We start from the raw sequence: 16,001 nt of genomic DNA, 5'->3' as shown, positions 1-16,001 counted from the left end.
AGCCAAAAGTTGACTGGAATGATCGAAATAGAGGGAGAAATCCCCTTATCTCGACCAAAAGTAGGCGGGGATGACCATAATAGAGGGGAAAATCCCTCTACGACCCGCCGTATCTCCACGCCCTCCGGCCCCGGTTTGGCACCGCTCCGACCATGCTCCGACCATGCTCCGACCATGCTCCAGCCTAGCTCCGGCCCTGCTGTGGCCTTACTCCGGCCCAGCATCAGCCCAGCATCAGCCCAGCATCAGCCCAGCATCAGCCCAGCATCATCCCAGCATCAGCCCAGCATCATCCCAGCATCAGCCCAGCATCATCCCAGCATCAGCCCAGCACCGACCTTGCTCCGGCAGGCAGCCGCCAACCCGGCCTACACCTGGCCGACCCGGCCCACTGATGGCGCCTTGCTGCCCAGCAGCGCGCTGCGCCACTTCTCATACACCGCCCAGGCGCTGCCGTTGTCGAGCAGATGCTTGCAGGTGTACACGCCTTCCTCCAGCGAGCCGGCTTTGCCGGCCAGATGCAGCCGGGCCCCGCCGTTCAGCAGCGTCTGGTTGTAAAATGCCATATGCCCGCGGCCCTGCAGCACCGCTTCTGCGTTCTGCAGCTGAAGCTCCGGTGTCCAGTCCAGCTCCGGCACTTCCGTCTCCAGTCCCAGTGACTCGGGGTCGATAATATCAAGCTGGGCCTGGCCGTCAGCTATGGTATACACACGATTTGGCCGGTCGATGTACAGATCCTCGGATCCTTCAACACCCTGCACAACCAGACCTTTCCGGTAGCCAAGCTTAATGATCAGCCTGGAAATCCGGTCGAACACGGTATTATGATAGATGCCGAATACAATGTAGGGGGAGCAGGAGTAGTCGATCAGTTTCTCGGCGGTATTTAGAATCGTCCGCATCCCGATATCCTCTCTTAACGGACGTAATGCACCGAGCGGCGGACACCACAGATCCGCCTGAGCGAACAGCACACCGCTACCTGCAGCAGCTGTAACAACGTCAGCCTGTGTTAGACCGCCAACACGGACGCCAGATGCCTCAATAATATCCTGCAGTGTTATGCCCCATTTTGGCGGAAGCGGTGCTGCACCATGCAGCGTTACAGGAACACCTGCCGCAGACAGCAGGAAAGCGGTCGGGAAGGTAGCGATGAAGGAATTCTTCCGTCCGTCATAAGGGCCGGCACAGTCCAGCCCCTGCTGCATCGGCTCCCGGAGGGCATATTTGCGGCATACCGCAACAAACGCCTCAAGCTCCTCAATGCTCTCCAGCTTAATCCGCTCGGCAATCAGGAAGGCGCCGATCTGCACGGGGGATGCAGTCTGGCAGAGAATCGCCTCAGCTGCTGCCAGCGCTTCCTCATAACTCAAATCACGGGCGCCGCGCTTGCCTCTGGCCACTTCTTTTAATTGATTGATCATATCGGATTCTCCTTAAGTTTGATCCTGGAGCAGCTGGTAGACCTTAACGATGGAAGTGGCTACATCCACCATCCGTTTGCGTTCATTCATCGCCTGCTTGCGCAAGAGGTCATAGGCTTCGGATTCACTGATGTTTTTAGCCTTGGACAGAATGCCCTTGGCCATGTCGATCCATTTACGTTCCTCGATACGCGCGAGCAGCTGCTCCTTCTCCTTGTGCCATTGCTGGCGCTCAAAGCACTGTCTGGAGCTGAAATGAAGAATCCAGTGAATCTCCTGCTCATGCATGTAAGGGGAGAGGATTCCGTCCACAATTACATTGTCGCCGCAGGCAGTGACAGACAGATCCGCAGTTGCTGAAGTGCACCACCAGAGAACCGGTGCGGTTTTGTGCTTGAGCAGCTTTTGTCTCCAGAGCTCAATTTCGGTGACCGGCATACATAAAAGGGTAGCATCGGCATCCCGGATGAAGTGAGAAGCCTGCTCCTCACCGGTTGCCGTCCAGGTCACATATCCGCAAGCTTCAAGTATACGCCCGGGATTATGCTCGGAGCGCGCCTCTGTGTCGTTCTCTGTTCTGCCGTTCTGAATCAAGAGCAGGGAATGCATAGCCAGACGCTCCTTTATAGGATCTTTCAAGATCTTATTCATTAGAAATAAGGCACTGTCACTTTTAAAAGATATGTAATATTATATAACACGATTAAGGTTGTTTTGTCGATGAATTAAATTATTTAAAATTTATATGTCATAATTGTTGACGTTTTGGGATCGGCTGTAGTATAGTCGATTTAACAAATTCATCAAATCTACGGATACAACGATGTATCCGGTCGAAGCGGCAACGGCGCCTGCTATCACTTTTATCGCAACGGAAATGTTATGTTTCTGTGCGGAGTGTAGCGGGCTATTTCTGTTGATTTCTGGTGTGGATATAGAGAGGAGAGAGACATATGTCAGATGTACGCAAAAAACTGGTATTGGTCGGAAACGGGATGGCGGGGGTTAGAGCCATTGAGCATTTGCTCAAGCTGGCACCGGATGCTTATGAAATTACGATTTTTGGTTCTGAGCCTCACCCCAACTACAACCGGATCATGCTGTCATCTGTCCTGGCGGGCGGAGTGGATATGAACGACATCATCATCAATGACCTGGAATGGTACCGCAGTAACGGTATCAGGCTCTACACCGGACATACTGTAACTTCTATTGATACGGTGAACCGGAAAGTTCGCACCGATAAAGGAGTAGAAGCCGGCTACGACGAGCTGATTCTGGCAACCGGGTCCAATCCGTTTATGCTTCCGCTGCCCGGTGCAGATAAAGAGGGCGTAATTGCCTTCCGCGACATCAAGGACACGCAGATTATGCAGGAAACAGCCAAGACGCACCGCAAAGCGCTGGTTATCGGAGGAGGTCTGCTGGGTCTGGAGGCGGCCAGGGGGCTGCTGCATCTGGGAATGGAGGTCTCGGTTGTCCATATCAACGAATATTTAATGGAACGCCAGCTGGATGAGGCAGCTGCAGTCATGCTGCAGAAGGAGCTGGAAGCGCAAGGAATGAAGTTCCTGCTGAAGAAACAATCCGAAGCGATTCTCGGCAAAAAAAGAGTCAAAGGCCTGCTGTTCGCAGACGGCGAGGTCGCTGAAACGGATCTGATCGTTATGGCTGTCGGCATCAAGCCGAATGTGGAGCTGGCCCGCGGAAGCGGCATACAGGTGAACCGCGGAATTATCGTCAATGATTATATGGAAACGAACATTCCCGGCATCTATGCTGTAGGAGAATGTGCCGAGCACCGGGGAATTGCCTACGGGCTGGTCGCTCCACTGTATGAGCAGGGGGCAGTTCTCGCCAAAAGACTGGGCGGAGCACACACCGAAGGCTATGCCGGTTCCGTTACTTCAACCAAGCTTAAGGTATCTGGGGTCGATGTATTCTCGGCAGGCCAGTTCATAGAGCAGCCCGGCTCCAGATCGCTCAGGTATCAGGACGAGATCGAAGGAGTCTATAAAAAGCTGGTGATACAGGAAGATAAGCTGATCGGTGCGGTTTTGTTCGGAGATACCAGTGACGGCGCCCCGCTGTTCTCACTCATGAAGAACGGCGAGAATATCAAAGGCAAGGAAAAAGAGCTGCTGCTCGGCATATCAGCTGATGCATTGGGATCACAGAAAGGAAATAACCGCCTGGAAGCGATGGCAGAGGATGAGATTATCTGCGGCTGTAACGGGGTCTCCAAAGGAACCATTGCCGAGGCGATCCAGTCGGGCGGCTGCACCAGCGTGGGCGATATTAAAGCCTGCACCAAAGCTTCCGCCTCCTGCGGCGGCTGTAAGCCGATGGTGGAGGGGTTGCTTCAGCTGTACGCCGGAGATAAGGCCGTTAAGGTAAAAGAAGGCATCTGCGGCTGCACTACACTGGGACGTGATGAGATTGTAGCTGAAATTAAACGGATGAAGCTGATGACCGTTAAGGAAGTCATGCATGTGCTGGACTGGAACAACGAAGAAGGCTGCACCAAATGCCGTCCTTCCCTGAACTATTACCTGGGTATGCTCTGGCCGGAGGAGTATGTGGATGAAAAAGAATCCCGGTTTACGAACGAACGTTACCATGCCAATATTCAGAAGGACGGAACCTATTCCGTTGTCCCGCGCATTTACGGCGGAATCACCACGCCCGCGGATCTGATTAAAATCGCCGAGGTCGCCGTCAAGTTCGATGTGCCAATGGTCAAGTTCACCGGCGGCCAGAGACTCGATCTGCTTGGTGTCAAAAAGGAGGATCTCCCGAAGATGTGGGAGGAGCTGGATATGCCCTCCGGCCATGCCTACGGCAAAACGCTGCGAACGGTTAAGACCTGTGTCGGCTCGACCTTCTGCCGTTTTGGTACACAGGATGCGATCGGAATGGGAATCCGGCTGGAAAAAGCTTTTGAGCGGCTGAACACACCCTCCAAGGTAAAGCTGGCTGTATCAGGCTGCCCTCGTAATTGTGCTGAAGCAACGATTAAAGATTTTGGCGTTGTGGCTATTGATGGAGGCTGGGAGCTGCATATCGGCGGCAACGGCGGGGTGCATGTCCGTGCAACCGATCTGCTCTGTGTGGTGAAAACCGATGATGAGGTACTGGAGTGGGCAAGTGCTTTCCTGCAATACTACAGGGAAAATGCCGTCTGGAATGAGCGGACCTCCACCTGGGTAGAGCGGGTTGGTCTGGAGAGTATCAAGCAGGCCTTGGAGAACCGAGAAGAACGGCTGGCCCTGAAGGAGCGAATTGAAGCAACACTTGCTCTTACAACGGACCCTTGGAAGCAGATCGTCAATGAGCCGGAGCTGCGCAAAAACTTCAACCCGATCACAGAACCTGAAACGGTATAAGGAGGTCTTATCCATGACAATGACCAAAGTGCTGGTAGGCAATGTAAAGGATATCGACATTAAAGGCTCACGCAAACTGCAAATGGCGGGCACTGAAATCGCAATATTTCGTCTAACAAGCGGTGAAGTGCTAGCTGTTGAAAATAAATGCCCCCATAAAGGCGGGGCCTTATCGGAAGGTATGGTGTGCGGTTCCAAGGTGCACTGTCCGCTTCATGATTCCCGGATTGATCTGCACAGCGGAAATGTGCTTGCTCCGGATACCGGACATGTGAAGACCTATGAAGTGGAAGTGGACCCGGCCAGCGGACAGATTTATCTGACGATCTGATTCTGATTACATTATACAGGGGGAACCGTTATGGATTATGTGAAACCGAATGAAGTGCTGTCTTCCATGATTGAAGCCGGAAAAACAAAAGCGGAGCTGTCTATCCTGCAGCTGATTGTGCGGGGCGGACTCGGCGGGGCAATCCTTGCCTGTGCGACAACGCTTGCTTATACGGCAGCAGCGCAGACCAAGCTTCCGATGATCGGTGCGCTTTTATTCCCGGTGGGCTTTGTGATGATTATCCTGCTCGGCTTCGAGCTGGTTACCGGCAGCTTCGCCTTGATCCCTCTGGCGGTTCTGGAGAAAAAGACGAGTACAGCACGGATGCTGAACAATTTCTTTTGGGTTATTATCGGACATCTGATCGGCTGTGCAGTGTATGCCGCACTGTATGGGCTGACGATCACCAAAATGGGCACGGATATGTCAAATCCGATGATCCAGACGCTGATAACCACAAGTGAAGCCAAGACCACCGCTTATAAAAGCATGGGGGCAGACGGCATGGGGCTGGCTTTCATCAAGGCGATTCTCTGTAACTGGATGGTAACCCTCGGGGCCGTGCTGGCGATGACCTCCAAATCCACCGCCGGCAAAATTACCGCGATGTGGCTGCCGATTCTGACCTTTTTTGCCCAGGGCTTTGAGCATACGGTAGTCAATATGTTCGTCATCCCGGCCGGCATGATGCTCGGGGCAAACGTCAGCTTCGCTGACTGGTGGATCTGGAACGGTATCCCTGTGCTGCTCGGCAATCTGGTTGGCGGTGTGCTGTTCACCGGACTGCTCATTTATCTCGCCCAGAACGGTTTCCGGTCAGGCCGTTCCGCAACTACGGTTGCAATGCCGTCCGGTCATGGCGAAGGCGCCATTGCCAAGACAGCAACACTGGAGAAAAGCCTATGAAGCAAGGGAGCATATCGATTGTCGGAGCAGGTCCGGGAGATCCGGAGTTGATTACAGTTAAGGCTATGCGCCGCATCCAGGCGGCGGATGTTATTCTCTATGACCGGCTGGTAAATGAGGAGCTGCTGGAGTATGCACCGGAGAAGGCGCTGCGCATCTATTGCGGCAAAGCACCGGGCCAGCATTCCATGTCGCAGGAATCCATCGAGCGGCTGATGATCATGCACGCGACCGCTGGAAGCAGGGTGGTCCGGCTGAAGGGCGGAGATCCTTTTGTCTTTGGCAGAGGCAGTGAGGAGCTGCTTGCTGCCGCAGATGCCGGGATTCCCTTTGAGGTCATTCCGGGGATCACCTCTGCAGTCGGTACAGCGGCTTCGGCCGGAATCCCGCTGACTCACCGCGGGGTAGCTGCCTCCTTCGCTGTAGTCACCGGCAGCCGCTGTAATGACGCAGCTGAGCCAGTCCGCTGGGATTCCCTGGCTCACAGTGTCGATACCTTGGCCATATACATGGGAATGAGTCACCTGGGGGAGATTACGGAGCAGCTGATCAGGCATGGAAAAGACCCGCAGACTCCGGTGGCCTTGATTGAAAAAGGCACGACGGCGCAAGAACGGACCGTTACAGGAACGCTCGCGAACATCGTAAAGCTTGCAGCAGTGATGAAGATCAGCAACCCGGCGATGATTATCATTGGTGAAGTGGTTAATATAAGAGAGCAGGTGCTTAGTCTTCAGCATAAAGCACGTTTCCGCACGGGCTAACTTTTAGATAGAGTGAGTGCTGTCACACAGGAAGATGACTCTTCGGGACTATAATTGTTTTTAAGGCATGTATATGTTTTCGGGTTTGTTTTGAAAGATAAGAAAGTATATGTGTCACGCCATAGTTTATCCTTATCTTTCTCGCAGAAACGGATACCGTCCTTATAAGGACGGCATAGCCGTTTCAACTTGTGATATACTTTATATACAATTTTCGCAGCACCAAGGAGGTAAACACAAATGCAGGTTCAACTGGATGCACTTACTACTGAGCGGCTGCAGGCAAGCCTGGCCGGACAGCCCGGCGCTTTTAAGCTGTTTTATGACACCGAGGATTGCGGCTGTAACGGTGTTCTCGTTGTGCAGATCGTAGACGGGCCGAACGCCACTGATATTGTTTATAAGCAGGCGCCGTTCAGCTTTATCGTTGACCGCCAGCAGGAATCGTTATTCGATCAGGTTATGCGGATTCAGGCGGAGGAGAACTATCCTTCTTATAAGGTGACCAGTGATTCCACGCTGTACGGCAGCAATGTCAGAATACGGGATAAGCGTCAGCAAGCGGTACAATAAATGAACGCGAAAACAGCAGTCCTCAAATGAAGAGGAGCTGCTGTTTTTTTTGGTTGCATGAATTTTTCTTTTATATCGCTATGCCCTACCTTTATTCTGCGCATCAGTCGGTTAGTATCTTTCATTGCAGCTAAACTATACAGCGGATTCCGGCAAAATTGAACCGTCTTACCATTGTTGTATATACTAGAGTTACTTTTAAGGAGAAGAGGATCGCAGATGAAGTTTATCGGACTCGATATCGGGACTACCTCCATTACGGGGCTCGTATATTCGCTGGAGCATAAAATGGTACTCTGCAGTATTACAGAAGAATGCGACACAACTGTTACCGGAGCCCACCAGGAATGGGAAAAACTTCAGGACCCTGAAGTGATCTGTGAAACTATCGGCCGTATGCTGGAGGAGCTGCTTCAGACGGAGGAGGATGTTATAGGAATCGGCCTGACTGGCCAGATGCACGGCATCGTCTATATAGATGACCATGGACAGCATGTCAGTCCGCTGTATACATGGCAGGATGGCAGAGCAGCGTTACCTTGTGGCGACGGGATTACCTATGCTGAAAAACTTGGAATGCTGACAGGCTACTCTATTCCTCCCGGATACGGGTTAGCGACCCATTACTATAATCTGCAGCAGAAGCTGGTTCCGGCCGGGGCCTCCAGCTTCTGCACCATTGCCGATTATGTTGCCCTCCGCCTGACTGGCGGCATAATGCCTGTCGTCGATGCTACTCAGGCTGCAGCGATCGGGGGCTACAGCTTTACACTGGAAGACTTTGATTATGCTGCAATTGGACGGGCAGGGATCGCGGCGGAAATCCTGCCCAAAGTAGTACCCTCCGGAACGCTAGTTGGACATACTCAAGGCGGGTTGCCGGTTTACTGCTCGCTCGGGGATAATCAGGCCAGCTTCCTTGGAAGTGTTCCGTCTCCTGAGCAATCCGTGCTGATTAACATCGGTACCGGAAGTCAGCTGTCCGCGTTGTTACCGGACGGTGTATACAATATAGAAGGAATGGAGACGCGGCCTTTTCCCGGCGGCGGCAGACTGGCTGTCGGGGCGGCGCTCAGCGGAGGGAAAGCGTATGCGCTGCTGGAGCAATTTTACCGGGATGTGATCAGCAGTTATACCGGGGAGGAACCGGGGGAAATGTATAGCTTCATGGAGCGGCTGCTGCATAGCGCAGAACCTTCAGTACAGGATCTTACGGTAAGCCCCCGGTTTCTAGGGACCCGGGCTCGCCCAGAGCTGCGCGGCAGCATCAACCGGATTTCGCTGGCCAACTTCACACCGGCTAATCTTACGCACGGTTTTCTTCAGGGGATGGTGGAAGAGCTTTATACTTTTTATGAGGCACTGATCCGCGTAAAGGCAAATCCGTACACATTCATCATCGGTTCAGGCAATGCGCTGCGGCTTAATCCTGTTTTGTGCAAGAAGGTAGGTAAAGCCTTCGGGTTGCCGTTTGCATTCAGTTTATCCATTGAGGAAGCTGCTGTAGGGGCGGCATTAAGTGCTGCAGCAGGGGGCGGGCTCATAGCCGGCTTCCGGGAAGCCGGTCAATACATCGGGGTGGATCAGCCGGAATGACCTCTTCGCAGTCCCTGCTACGGTTATTCAATAGCGATATATATTTCAATTTGTGTATGGGCCGGATCATGGTTCCTTACAGCTGTTAAGTTTGCAAACAGCATGCAGCTTAATTGCATTCGTACGGGGCAGAAGGCTATAATAGCTACTATATCTTTTCCAACCCGCACCAGAAAGTAGGATTACTATGAAAGCCGTAATGTTGTTCCTTTGGGGAATTGTCCTGTTTATTTTCACCTGCGCCGCTGATTCAAGCTTTTGGAGTAAAGGGGTAATGCCCTATTTTCACTTGACCCCGAACCCGGATTTTCATAACCTGCTCCAGATGGACATAAGGTATACTCAACTCTTCATCACCCGCAAAATCGGCCACTTTATTGGCTTTGCAGTCTTTGGAATGCTGCTGTTCCGGATTAACTGCAGTTACATAAAAAGCATCGTCTGGTCTATTGCGTTCGCTGTGTCCACAGAAATTTTCCAGCTTTATTTCGGGCGGGACGGGAGAATCTACGACATGGTGAATGACTCTGCGGGGATCGTCGCCGGTATCATTCTTATAGCAGTGGTTAAAAGGTGGTCCGGAGCTGCCGGGCTACAGGCAAGACGCAGGTAATCATTTGTGTGAAAAGAACGACGTTCATTCTAAGAAACAGAATGGGCGTCGTTTTCTTTTAACCAGATTGGCGTTGTCTCCATAGGGGACTCAGCAGGCAGCCGGTGAAAATCAGCAGATTAGCAGCAATGGTGATCAGGAACACAGTACGCGGGCCTGACAGCTCTGAGATCCAGCCGGAAGCTATGATCGCAAACGGCATACCCAGCTTGAAGATGGAACCGGTAATCCCGCTTACCCGGCCAATCAGATGATAAGGTGTCGTCTCCTGGCGGAACGTCCAGATGCTGACTGTGCTTACGGTCTCGAAGCAGCCATACAAGAACAGGCCTCCGGCGAGCAGATATGCTGAATGTGACATATAAAACAGAATCCCTGTCAGTCCTGTTAATAAGCATGACAGCGTAATTAATCTCCCAACCGGAAACAGACTCCGTAATTTAACAATCAGCAGGCTCCCGGCCAGTCCGCCGAGCCCGGCAGCCGAGAACACAATCCCGAGTTCAAGGCTGCTCAGCATAAGCTCATCCTTAGCAAAGAAAATAATAGTCGTATCCACCATGCCCGATGTACTGTTCAGAAAGACCACGGCAATGCTCATAGACAGCAGCAGGCGATTGCTGCGCAGCTCGGCCCAGCCTGCCTGCAGCTCTTTCCAGAAGCCCTCTTTGCTGCCGGCTGCAGGCCTTACAGGCTCATTGGTTCTGATAAAGCTTAAGGTTACGAACGCCAGACTGAAGGCAACAGCTGTAAGCAGCAGGGCTTCATGCATCTTAGGCAGCATGAGCAGCAGTCCGCTCAATACCGGACCGGCAATGCTGATAAAGGTGGTGACGAAAGTATAGGATGCATTCGCGGGTGTTAACATCGACAGAGGAAGAGAATGCTTGACCATAGCTACCCTGGCATTGGAATAAGCATAGCCGAAGGTCATTAGCATAAAGCCGGCCACATAGAACATTGGAGCAGAATGGTACCCGTGCTCAATCGCCAGATAAAGTGCAGCCAGAATGACAATCTGCAGTAGAATAGCTGTTAAAGACCATCGTTTCTTATGCACCCTGTCCACAATTACACCGATGAACATAGCCAGCAGCAGGTTCGGCAGAAACTCAATCCCGCGCATCGCGGACATGACTACAGAGGATTCCGTGAAATCATAGAGTATAAGGGGGAGCGCAAGCTCGTAAATTTTGTTTCCCAACGCCATAACGGCTCCGGCGCCAAGCAGAACCATAAAGGCCGGGCTGCGCCAGACTGAAGGGACTGCCGGTTCTGACTGTATTGTTGCTTTGATCATTTGAATCACACACTCCTCTTTACTAACGGGTTGCCTCAAATTATACTTTTATAAAAGTAGAACAAAAATAGAAAGATCATTTTCATCCTTTCGCCTTTTAGAGGAGGAGTAGAAGTGGACATAGAGGAATATTATCTGCAGCTAAAAAGTCATTACACTTCACAAGCTGACGGCGAGTGGTTTCCGGTCACCATAAATGAACTTGCATTAGTCTTTGACTGCACCCGCCGTAATGCGCAATTTTTGATTCAAAAGCTGAAAGAGCAGCATTTCATCGGCTGGAAATCCGGACTGGGCAGGGGCAATTCATCCCAGCTGGCCCTGCTGCGCAATAAAGATGAATTAACTCTCGCCAGGGCACAGAGCTTGTGTCTAAATGGACAGCTGAGTGAAGCCTTTGCATGTATACAGGCAAGTGAGCGGGAATCGGTTCAGGCTGAATTTCATACATGGCTGGGAAACCGGTTCGGTGTGCAGAAGGAGCGGAGTGAGCAGGATATTCTGCGCTATCCGTTTTACAGGCCTGTCCCGGATCTGGACCCGATGAAGGTAGTCCGGCGTACAGAAGCGCATCTGATCAGCCAGCTGTTTGACACCTTGACACAATATGATCGGTTCAGTAAAAAGCTAAAGCCCGGGCTGGCTCATCACTGGGAGCATGACGGGACATTCAGACGCTGGACCTTTTATCTGCGCAAAGGTGTGCTGTTTCATCACGGGAAGCAGCTGAAGGCTGAGGATGTAAAGTATACCTTTGACAGGATCAGGGAGTGGAACGGAGAAGACTGGCTGATTAATAGTGTACAGGCTATTGAAGTTACCAGTACATACAGTGTTTGCTTTGAGCTGAAGGAAAGCAATGCGCTTTTTACACATTTTATGGCTACTGAACGTTTCTCAATTGTACCGGATGATCTTGAGCAGCTCGATGCCAGACATAACTATGCCCGGCAGCCTGTAGGCACCGGACCATTTTGTATGCGGAGCAATACAGAGTCGATGCTGATCATGGACGCTAATGAGCATTACTTTGCAGGACGTCCGTTTTTAGATGTCATTGAAATGTGGGTCTGGCCTGATTATGAGGAGGAGCTGCGGCATACACAGCCTTTGGGACAACCACAGCTGCTGTATTTTGAAGCGATGGATAAGGGAGTTTCCAAGCAAAAATTGAATCAGATGGAATCAGGCAGCACAGTGCTTACCTTCAACCTCTCTAAGCCAGGAATTCTGCAGGATTATAGTCTGCGAAATGCTATACACCTGGCTCTTAGCCGTGAGCAAATGATCCGGGAGCTGAAAGGAAGAAGAAATAAGCCCTCATCAGGTTTTTATCCCGGTTATTATGAGGCTGACTATGGAAGAAATGCATCTATAGAAGCAGCAAGAAATAGCTTAGAGCAATCCTCTTATAACGGAGAAGTGCTGCAGCTCTATACCTATGAATATTTCAGCAATGAGGAGGATGCCCGCTGGATTATGGCAGCATGCAGCCAAATTGGAGTGCAAATCGAACTGACCATCCTGCCAATCCGGGAGTTATCCCGGGCGGAGGTGATCTTGCAGGCGGATATGATCTATGCCGGAGAAGTGCTGGGGGATCAGTCCATCATCACTTTAATAGAAATGTACCGCTCGAAACACGGGTATATCCGCAATCATCTGCGATCTCCGCTCAGGGCTAAAATAGATGCCATACTCGCTGATGCTTTGACTGAAACCAGCGGGGATAAGCACCTAACGATGCTCAGAGCAGTTGAGGAGGAGCTGAAGCGGCAGCTGAATGTACTGTTTGTATACCACAGTGTTCAGGAGGTAGGCTACGATGGCTCTCTTCACGGTATCGCTCTTAATGCCTGGGGGAAGATCAACTATAAGGACGTCTGGGTAAAATAAAAGGAGGGCCCGCTTAACGCGGGCTCTCCTTTCAACTAACAATACGTCTTATTTAGGGGAAATGGTAAACCGGAAGAAGTACGGCCGGTTAGCAGGCAGCAAATATTCCTTGTGAATCGGTGCTCCCCAGCTGTCATCGCCGCCGACCCCCATCTGCTTGTAGTTCACACGCAGTACGGTTTTGTCTGAGACAGGCAGCTTATATACGTGATCGCTTGCTTCAAGCTCATCCGGGGTCCATGGCATTGCATTCAGCTCGAACAGGGATGGAGCTTCAATCTTAAATCCATGGCCGTCTGCACCGCTTGTAAGAGAAGCGAATCGGACATCGGTCTTGTTGCCTGATTCCTGCGGACGCAGGTAAGGGGTGAACTGGTCACTGACCTTGCCGCTGTAGCTGCCGACGGCTGCGCTGGTATTGCGGTCCCAATGATTCTCATGCGGGCCGCGGCCGTACCAGGAGATGGTATCAAGTCCGCTGTCCAGCACAAACATCATGCCGAATTCCGGAAGCTCAGGCAGGCTGCTGCTGCCCGGATTCAGCTCCTGGCTGATCTCAACGGAGCCGTTACTGAGGACTTCATATTTCACACGCAGGATGGAATCCGGGCCAGTGAACAATACATAGTCTGCCGAGATGATGCAGCGGTTGTCCTGAGCCTCAAAGCTGAAGCGGATCAGGCTTTGGCTGCTTGAAGCCTCTTTCCATACAGCGCTGCGTTTGTCGAGGCCGTTACCCAGGTCGTTATCGGTCACCGCTCTCCAGAAATTGGTTCTGGCCGGCTGCAGGAGCTGTTCTTTACCATTCGCCACATAAGAGTAAAGCTCACCGCTTGTTGTATTAAACGAGACGGAGAACGCCTCCCCGGAAACAGTAACAGTATCTTCCTTCTCGGTCACCTGAAGCGATCCGCTGCCAACGGCAGGGCGGCTTGCGGCAATCCATGGCACCAGAACGAACTGCTCCCACGCAATAACATGACCGGCTTCTGACCATTCTGTAGCTTCAGGCTGGGTGAAGGAGAGGGTCAGTACAGCTTCCTTATCGTTCAGCAGATCGCCGGCTTCAAAAGGTATGGCGACTTCAACGGTTTCACCCGGTGCTGCAGTTACCTGCAGAGAGCCTTCCTGTACAGTTTCACCGTTCAGGGACACATTCCACTGCAGCTGATATTCGCTCAGGTTGGTGAACAGGTAGTTGTTCTTGATCTGGAAGCTGCCTTTTTGCAGATCAAGGGCAGTCAGCTTGATGTACTGATAGCATTTTTTAACCTCAAGCAATTTCGGAGTTACCGCACGGTCAGCGAACAAGAGGCCGTTTCCGCTAAAGTTGCCGTCATGCGGCGTTTCGCCGAAGTCACCGCCGTAGGCCAGATACTCGATACCATCTGCAGTTTTGGTCCGGATCGCCTGATCCACCCAGTCCCAGATAAATCCGCCCTGGATGATGTCATATTGATCGAACAGCTCTGTGTAGAGATGCAGCCCGCCGCAGGAATTACCCATTGCATGGCTGTATTCACAGAGAATGTAAGGCTTTTTCGGATTGTTTTTGGCATAGTGCTCAACTTCATTTGGTCTGATATACATGGTGGATTCGATGTCACTGGCAGCCTCAGAAGGTCTGTAGTGGAAAATCCCTTCATAATGCACCGGACGGGTCGGATCCGCTTCTCTCAGATAGTCATGCATGGCAATAAAGTTGTCGCCGCCGAAGGATTCATTGCCCAGCGACCAGATGATGACCGACGGATGGTTCTTATCGCGCTGCATCATGGAATTACAGCGGTCGATAACGTTGGCCCGCCACTCCGGTCTGCTTGCCGGAACGTTCGTCTCAACGAGCTCTTCCTGCCCGTATTGCCAGGAGCCATGGGTCTCCAGATTGGTCTCATCGATGACGTACAAGCCATATTCATCACACAGCTCATACCAGATGGACTGGTTCGGGTAGTGGGAGGTGCGTACGGCATTGATATTATGCGACTTCATCAGCTGAACGTCACGGATCATATCCGCTTTGGAGAGGGCGCGTCCGGTGTCGCAGGAGAATTCATGCCGGTTGGTTCCTTTCATGACAATGCGTTTGCCGTTGATTTTCATCAGGCCGTCTTTAATTTCGAAGGTGCGGAAGCCCACTCGGGTGCTGATAAATTCCTGTACCTGCTGCTGGTCGTCAATAACGCTGATCACTGCCGTGTACAGGTATGGCTTCTCGGCGCTCCATTTTTCCGGATTTGCGATATGCCGGCTCAGCTGAATCTCCTGCACATCTGTTCCGTTAAAAGTAACAGCGGCGGACAGCGGCTGATCCCACAGCGCCTGCTTTTGCGCATCATAGAGCTGTACTTCAACTGAATAAGGATTCATTCCGCTGTTAAAATAATTCTCCAGCTGGAGCTTGACCTTCAGTTCGGCATCCGTATAGGCTTCGTCAAGCTCTGTTACTACAGAGAAGTCAGTAAGATGAACCTGCGGAGTAGTATACAAATAGACGTCGCGGAAGATTCCGCTCAGACGCCAGAAATCCTGATCCTCCAGCCAGCTAGCATCACACCAGCGGTAGACCTCTACAGCCAGCTTGTTCTCGCCTTCCCGCAGATATGCGGTAATATCATATTCCGATGGCGTAAAGGTGTCCTCTCCGTATCCGACCAGCTCACCGTTCACCCATACATAAAAGGCCGCTTCGACCCCCTGGAAGCTGATGAATACCGGCTGTCCTGCCCAGCCTTCAGGCACAGTAAAGGTGCGTGTATAAGAGCCGACCGGATTGTATTTGGTAGGTGCAAACGGCGGCTTCAAGTCAGGCTCAGAAACGGCCCACGGGTAACGGACATTGGTATATTGAGGGTAGTCATAGCCCTGGAGCTGCCAATGCGAAGGCACCGGAATCTCGGCCCAGCTGCTGTTATCGTAATCCAAGGTATAGAAATCCTTAATCCGCTGCTCCGGAGTCTCTGCAAAAGCAAACTTCCAGCTGCCGTTAAGGGAATGATAGTTAGGTGATGCTGCAAACTCGCCTTGAAGTGCCTGCTCTACAGTTGTATAGGAGATCATAGAGGCATGAGCCGGCAGGCGGTTCAGCTGAAAGATTTCGGGATTGTTATTCCATTCGGGATAACCGTTGGATGGTGGTTGGTAGTCTAGCTTCTTGCGCACATTAACATCTCCTTGTATTGTTATATTCATATTATAGAACGCCAAAAGGC

12 protein-coding genes are annotated in these 16,001 nt (G+C 51.8%); 8 read left to right on the top strand and 4 right to left on the bottom strand.

From position 1 onward, the window contains the following. Positions 1 to 368 precede the first annotated feature (368 nt). Positions 369 to 1,424, bottom strand: coding sequence for an anthranilate phosphoribosyltransferase (locus BLR64_RS10785; RefSeq protein WP_090714119.1), 1,056 nt, complete (start codon positions 1,422 to 1,424; stop codon positions 369 to 371). A gap of 12 nt (positions 1,425 to 1,436) precedes the next feature. Further along, the gene (locus BLR64_RS10780; protein ID WP_090714118.1) at positions 1,437 to 2,033 is read right to left on the bottom strand and encodes an ANTAR domain-containing response regulator; all 597 of its coding nucleotides are present in this window, start codon (positions 2,031 to 2,033) and stop codon (positions 1,437 to 1,439) included. A 344-nt stretch (positions 2,034 to 2,377) separates the two neighbouring features. Between BLR64_RS10780 and nirB the strand changes: the two genes are divergently transcribed. From nirB to BLR64_RS10745, 7 genes are all read left to right on the top strand, one after another. Next, a complete protein-coding gene (gene nirB / locus BLR64_RS10775; protein ID WP_090714117.1) occupies positions 2,378 to 4,810 on the top strand; it encodes a nitrite reductase large subunit NirB in 2,433 nt (810 codons plus the stop codon). 19 nt (positions 4,811 to 4,829) lie between these two features. Further along, positions 4,830 to 5,141 carry a nitrite reductase small subunit NirD gene (gene nirD, locus BLR64_RS10770; protein WP_090714152.1) on the top strand — a complete coding sequence of 104 codons (312 nt, stop codon included), beginning with the start codon at positions 4,830 to 4,832 and terminating at the stop codon, positions 5,139 to 5,141. Between the two features lie 30 nt (positions 5,142 to 5,171). Continuing rightward, positions 5,172 to 6,047 (top strand): formate/nitrite transporter family protein, encoded by an 876-nt coding sequence (locus tag BLR64_RS10765; RefSeq protein WP_090714116.1) that lies wholly within the window; start codon positions 5,172 to 5,174, stop codon positions 6,045 to 6,047. Continuing rightward, positions 6,044 to 6,811, top strand: a complete 768-nt coding sequence (cobA, locus tag BLR64_RS10760; protein WP_090714115.1) for a uroporphyrinogen-III C-methyltransferase — start codon at positions 6,044 to 6,046, stop codon at positions 6,809 to 6,811. The genes BLR64_RS10765 and cobA overlap by 4 nt, the downstream gene beginning before the upstream one ends. 240 nt (positions 6,812 to 7,051) lie before the next feature. Continuing rightward, positions 7,052 to 7,384 (top strand): iron-sulfur cluster biosynthesis family protein, encoded by a 333-nt coding sequence (locus tag BLR64_RS10755; protein ID WP_090714114.1) that lies wholly within the window; start codon positions 7,052 to 7,054, stop codon positions 7,382 to 7,384. Positions 7,385 to 7,603: 219 nt separating this feature from the next. Continuing rightward, a complete protein-coding gene (locus BLR64_RS10750; protein WP_090714113.1) occupies positions 7,604 to 8,980 on the top strand; it encodes a sedoheptulokinase in 1,377 nt (458 codons plus the stop codon). Positions 8,981 to 9,167: 187 nt separating this feature from the next. After that, the gene (locus BLR64_RS10745) at positions 9,168 to 9,593 is read left to right on the top strand and encodes a VanZ family protein (RefSeq protein ID WP_090714112.1); all 426 of its coding nucleotides are present in this window, start codon (positions 9,168 to 9,170) and stop codon (positions 9,591 to 9,593) included. Positions 9,594 to 9,651: 58 nt separating this feature from the next. On the opposite strand, the gene BLR64_RS10740 is transcribed toward BLR64_RS10745, so the two are convergent. Then, positions 9,652 to 10,893: an MFS transporter gene (locus BLR64_RS10740; protein ID WP_090714111.1), complete on the bottom strand. Its 1,242-nt coding sequence runs from the start codon at positions 10,891 to 10,893 to the stop codon at positions 9,652 to 9,654. Between the two features lie 114 nt (positions 10,894 to 11,007). Here BLR64_RS10740 and BLR64_RS10735 point away from each other — a divergent pair, with 114 nt between their 5' ends. Then, complete coding sequence (locus BLR64_RS10735) at positions 11,008 to 12,789, top strand: SgrR family transcriptional regulator (RefSeq protein ID WP_090714110.1); 1,782 nt, start codon at positions 11,008 to 11,010, stop codon at positions 12,787 to 12,789. 48 nt (positions 12,790 to 12,837) lie between these two features. On the opposite strand, the gene lacZ is transcribed toward BLR64_RS10735, so the two are convergent. Beyond that, positions 12,838 to 15,951 (bottom strand): beta-galactosidase, LacZ type, encoded by a 3,114-nt coding sequence (gene lacZ, locus BLR64_RS10730; RefSeq protein WP_090714109.1) that lies wholly within the window; start codon positions 15,949 to 15,951, stop codon positions 12,838 to 12,840. Between the last annotated feature and the right edge of the window lie 50 nt (positions 15,952 to 16,001).

Origin of the sequence: Paenibacillus typhae (assembly GCF_900099765.1) — a bacterium.
Classification (GTDB): Bacteria; Bacillota; Bacilli; order Paenibacillales; family Paenibacillaceae; genus Paenibacillus_AQ; species Paenibacillus_AQ typhae.
The sequence above is the reverse complement of the archived record's forward strand: the minus strand, read 5'-3'. Positions and strand labels throughout refer to the sequence as shown.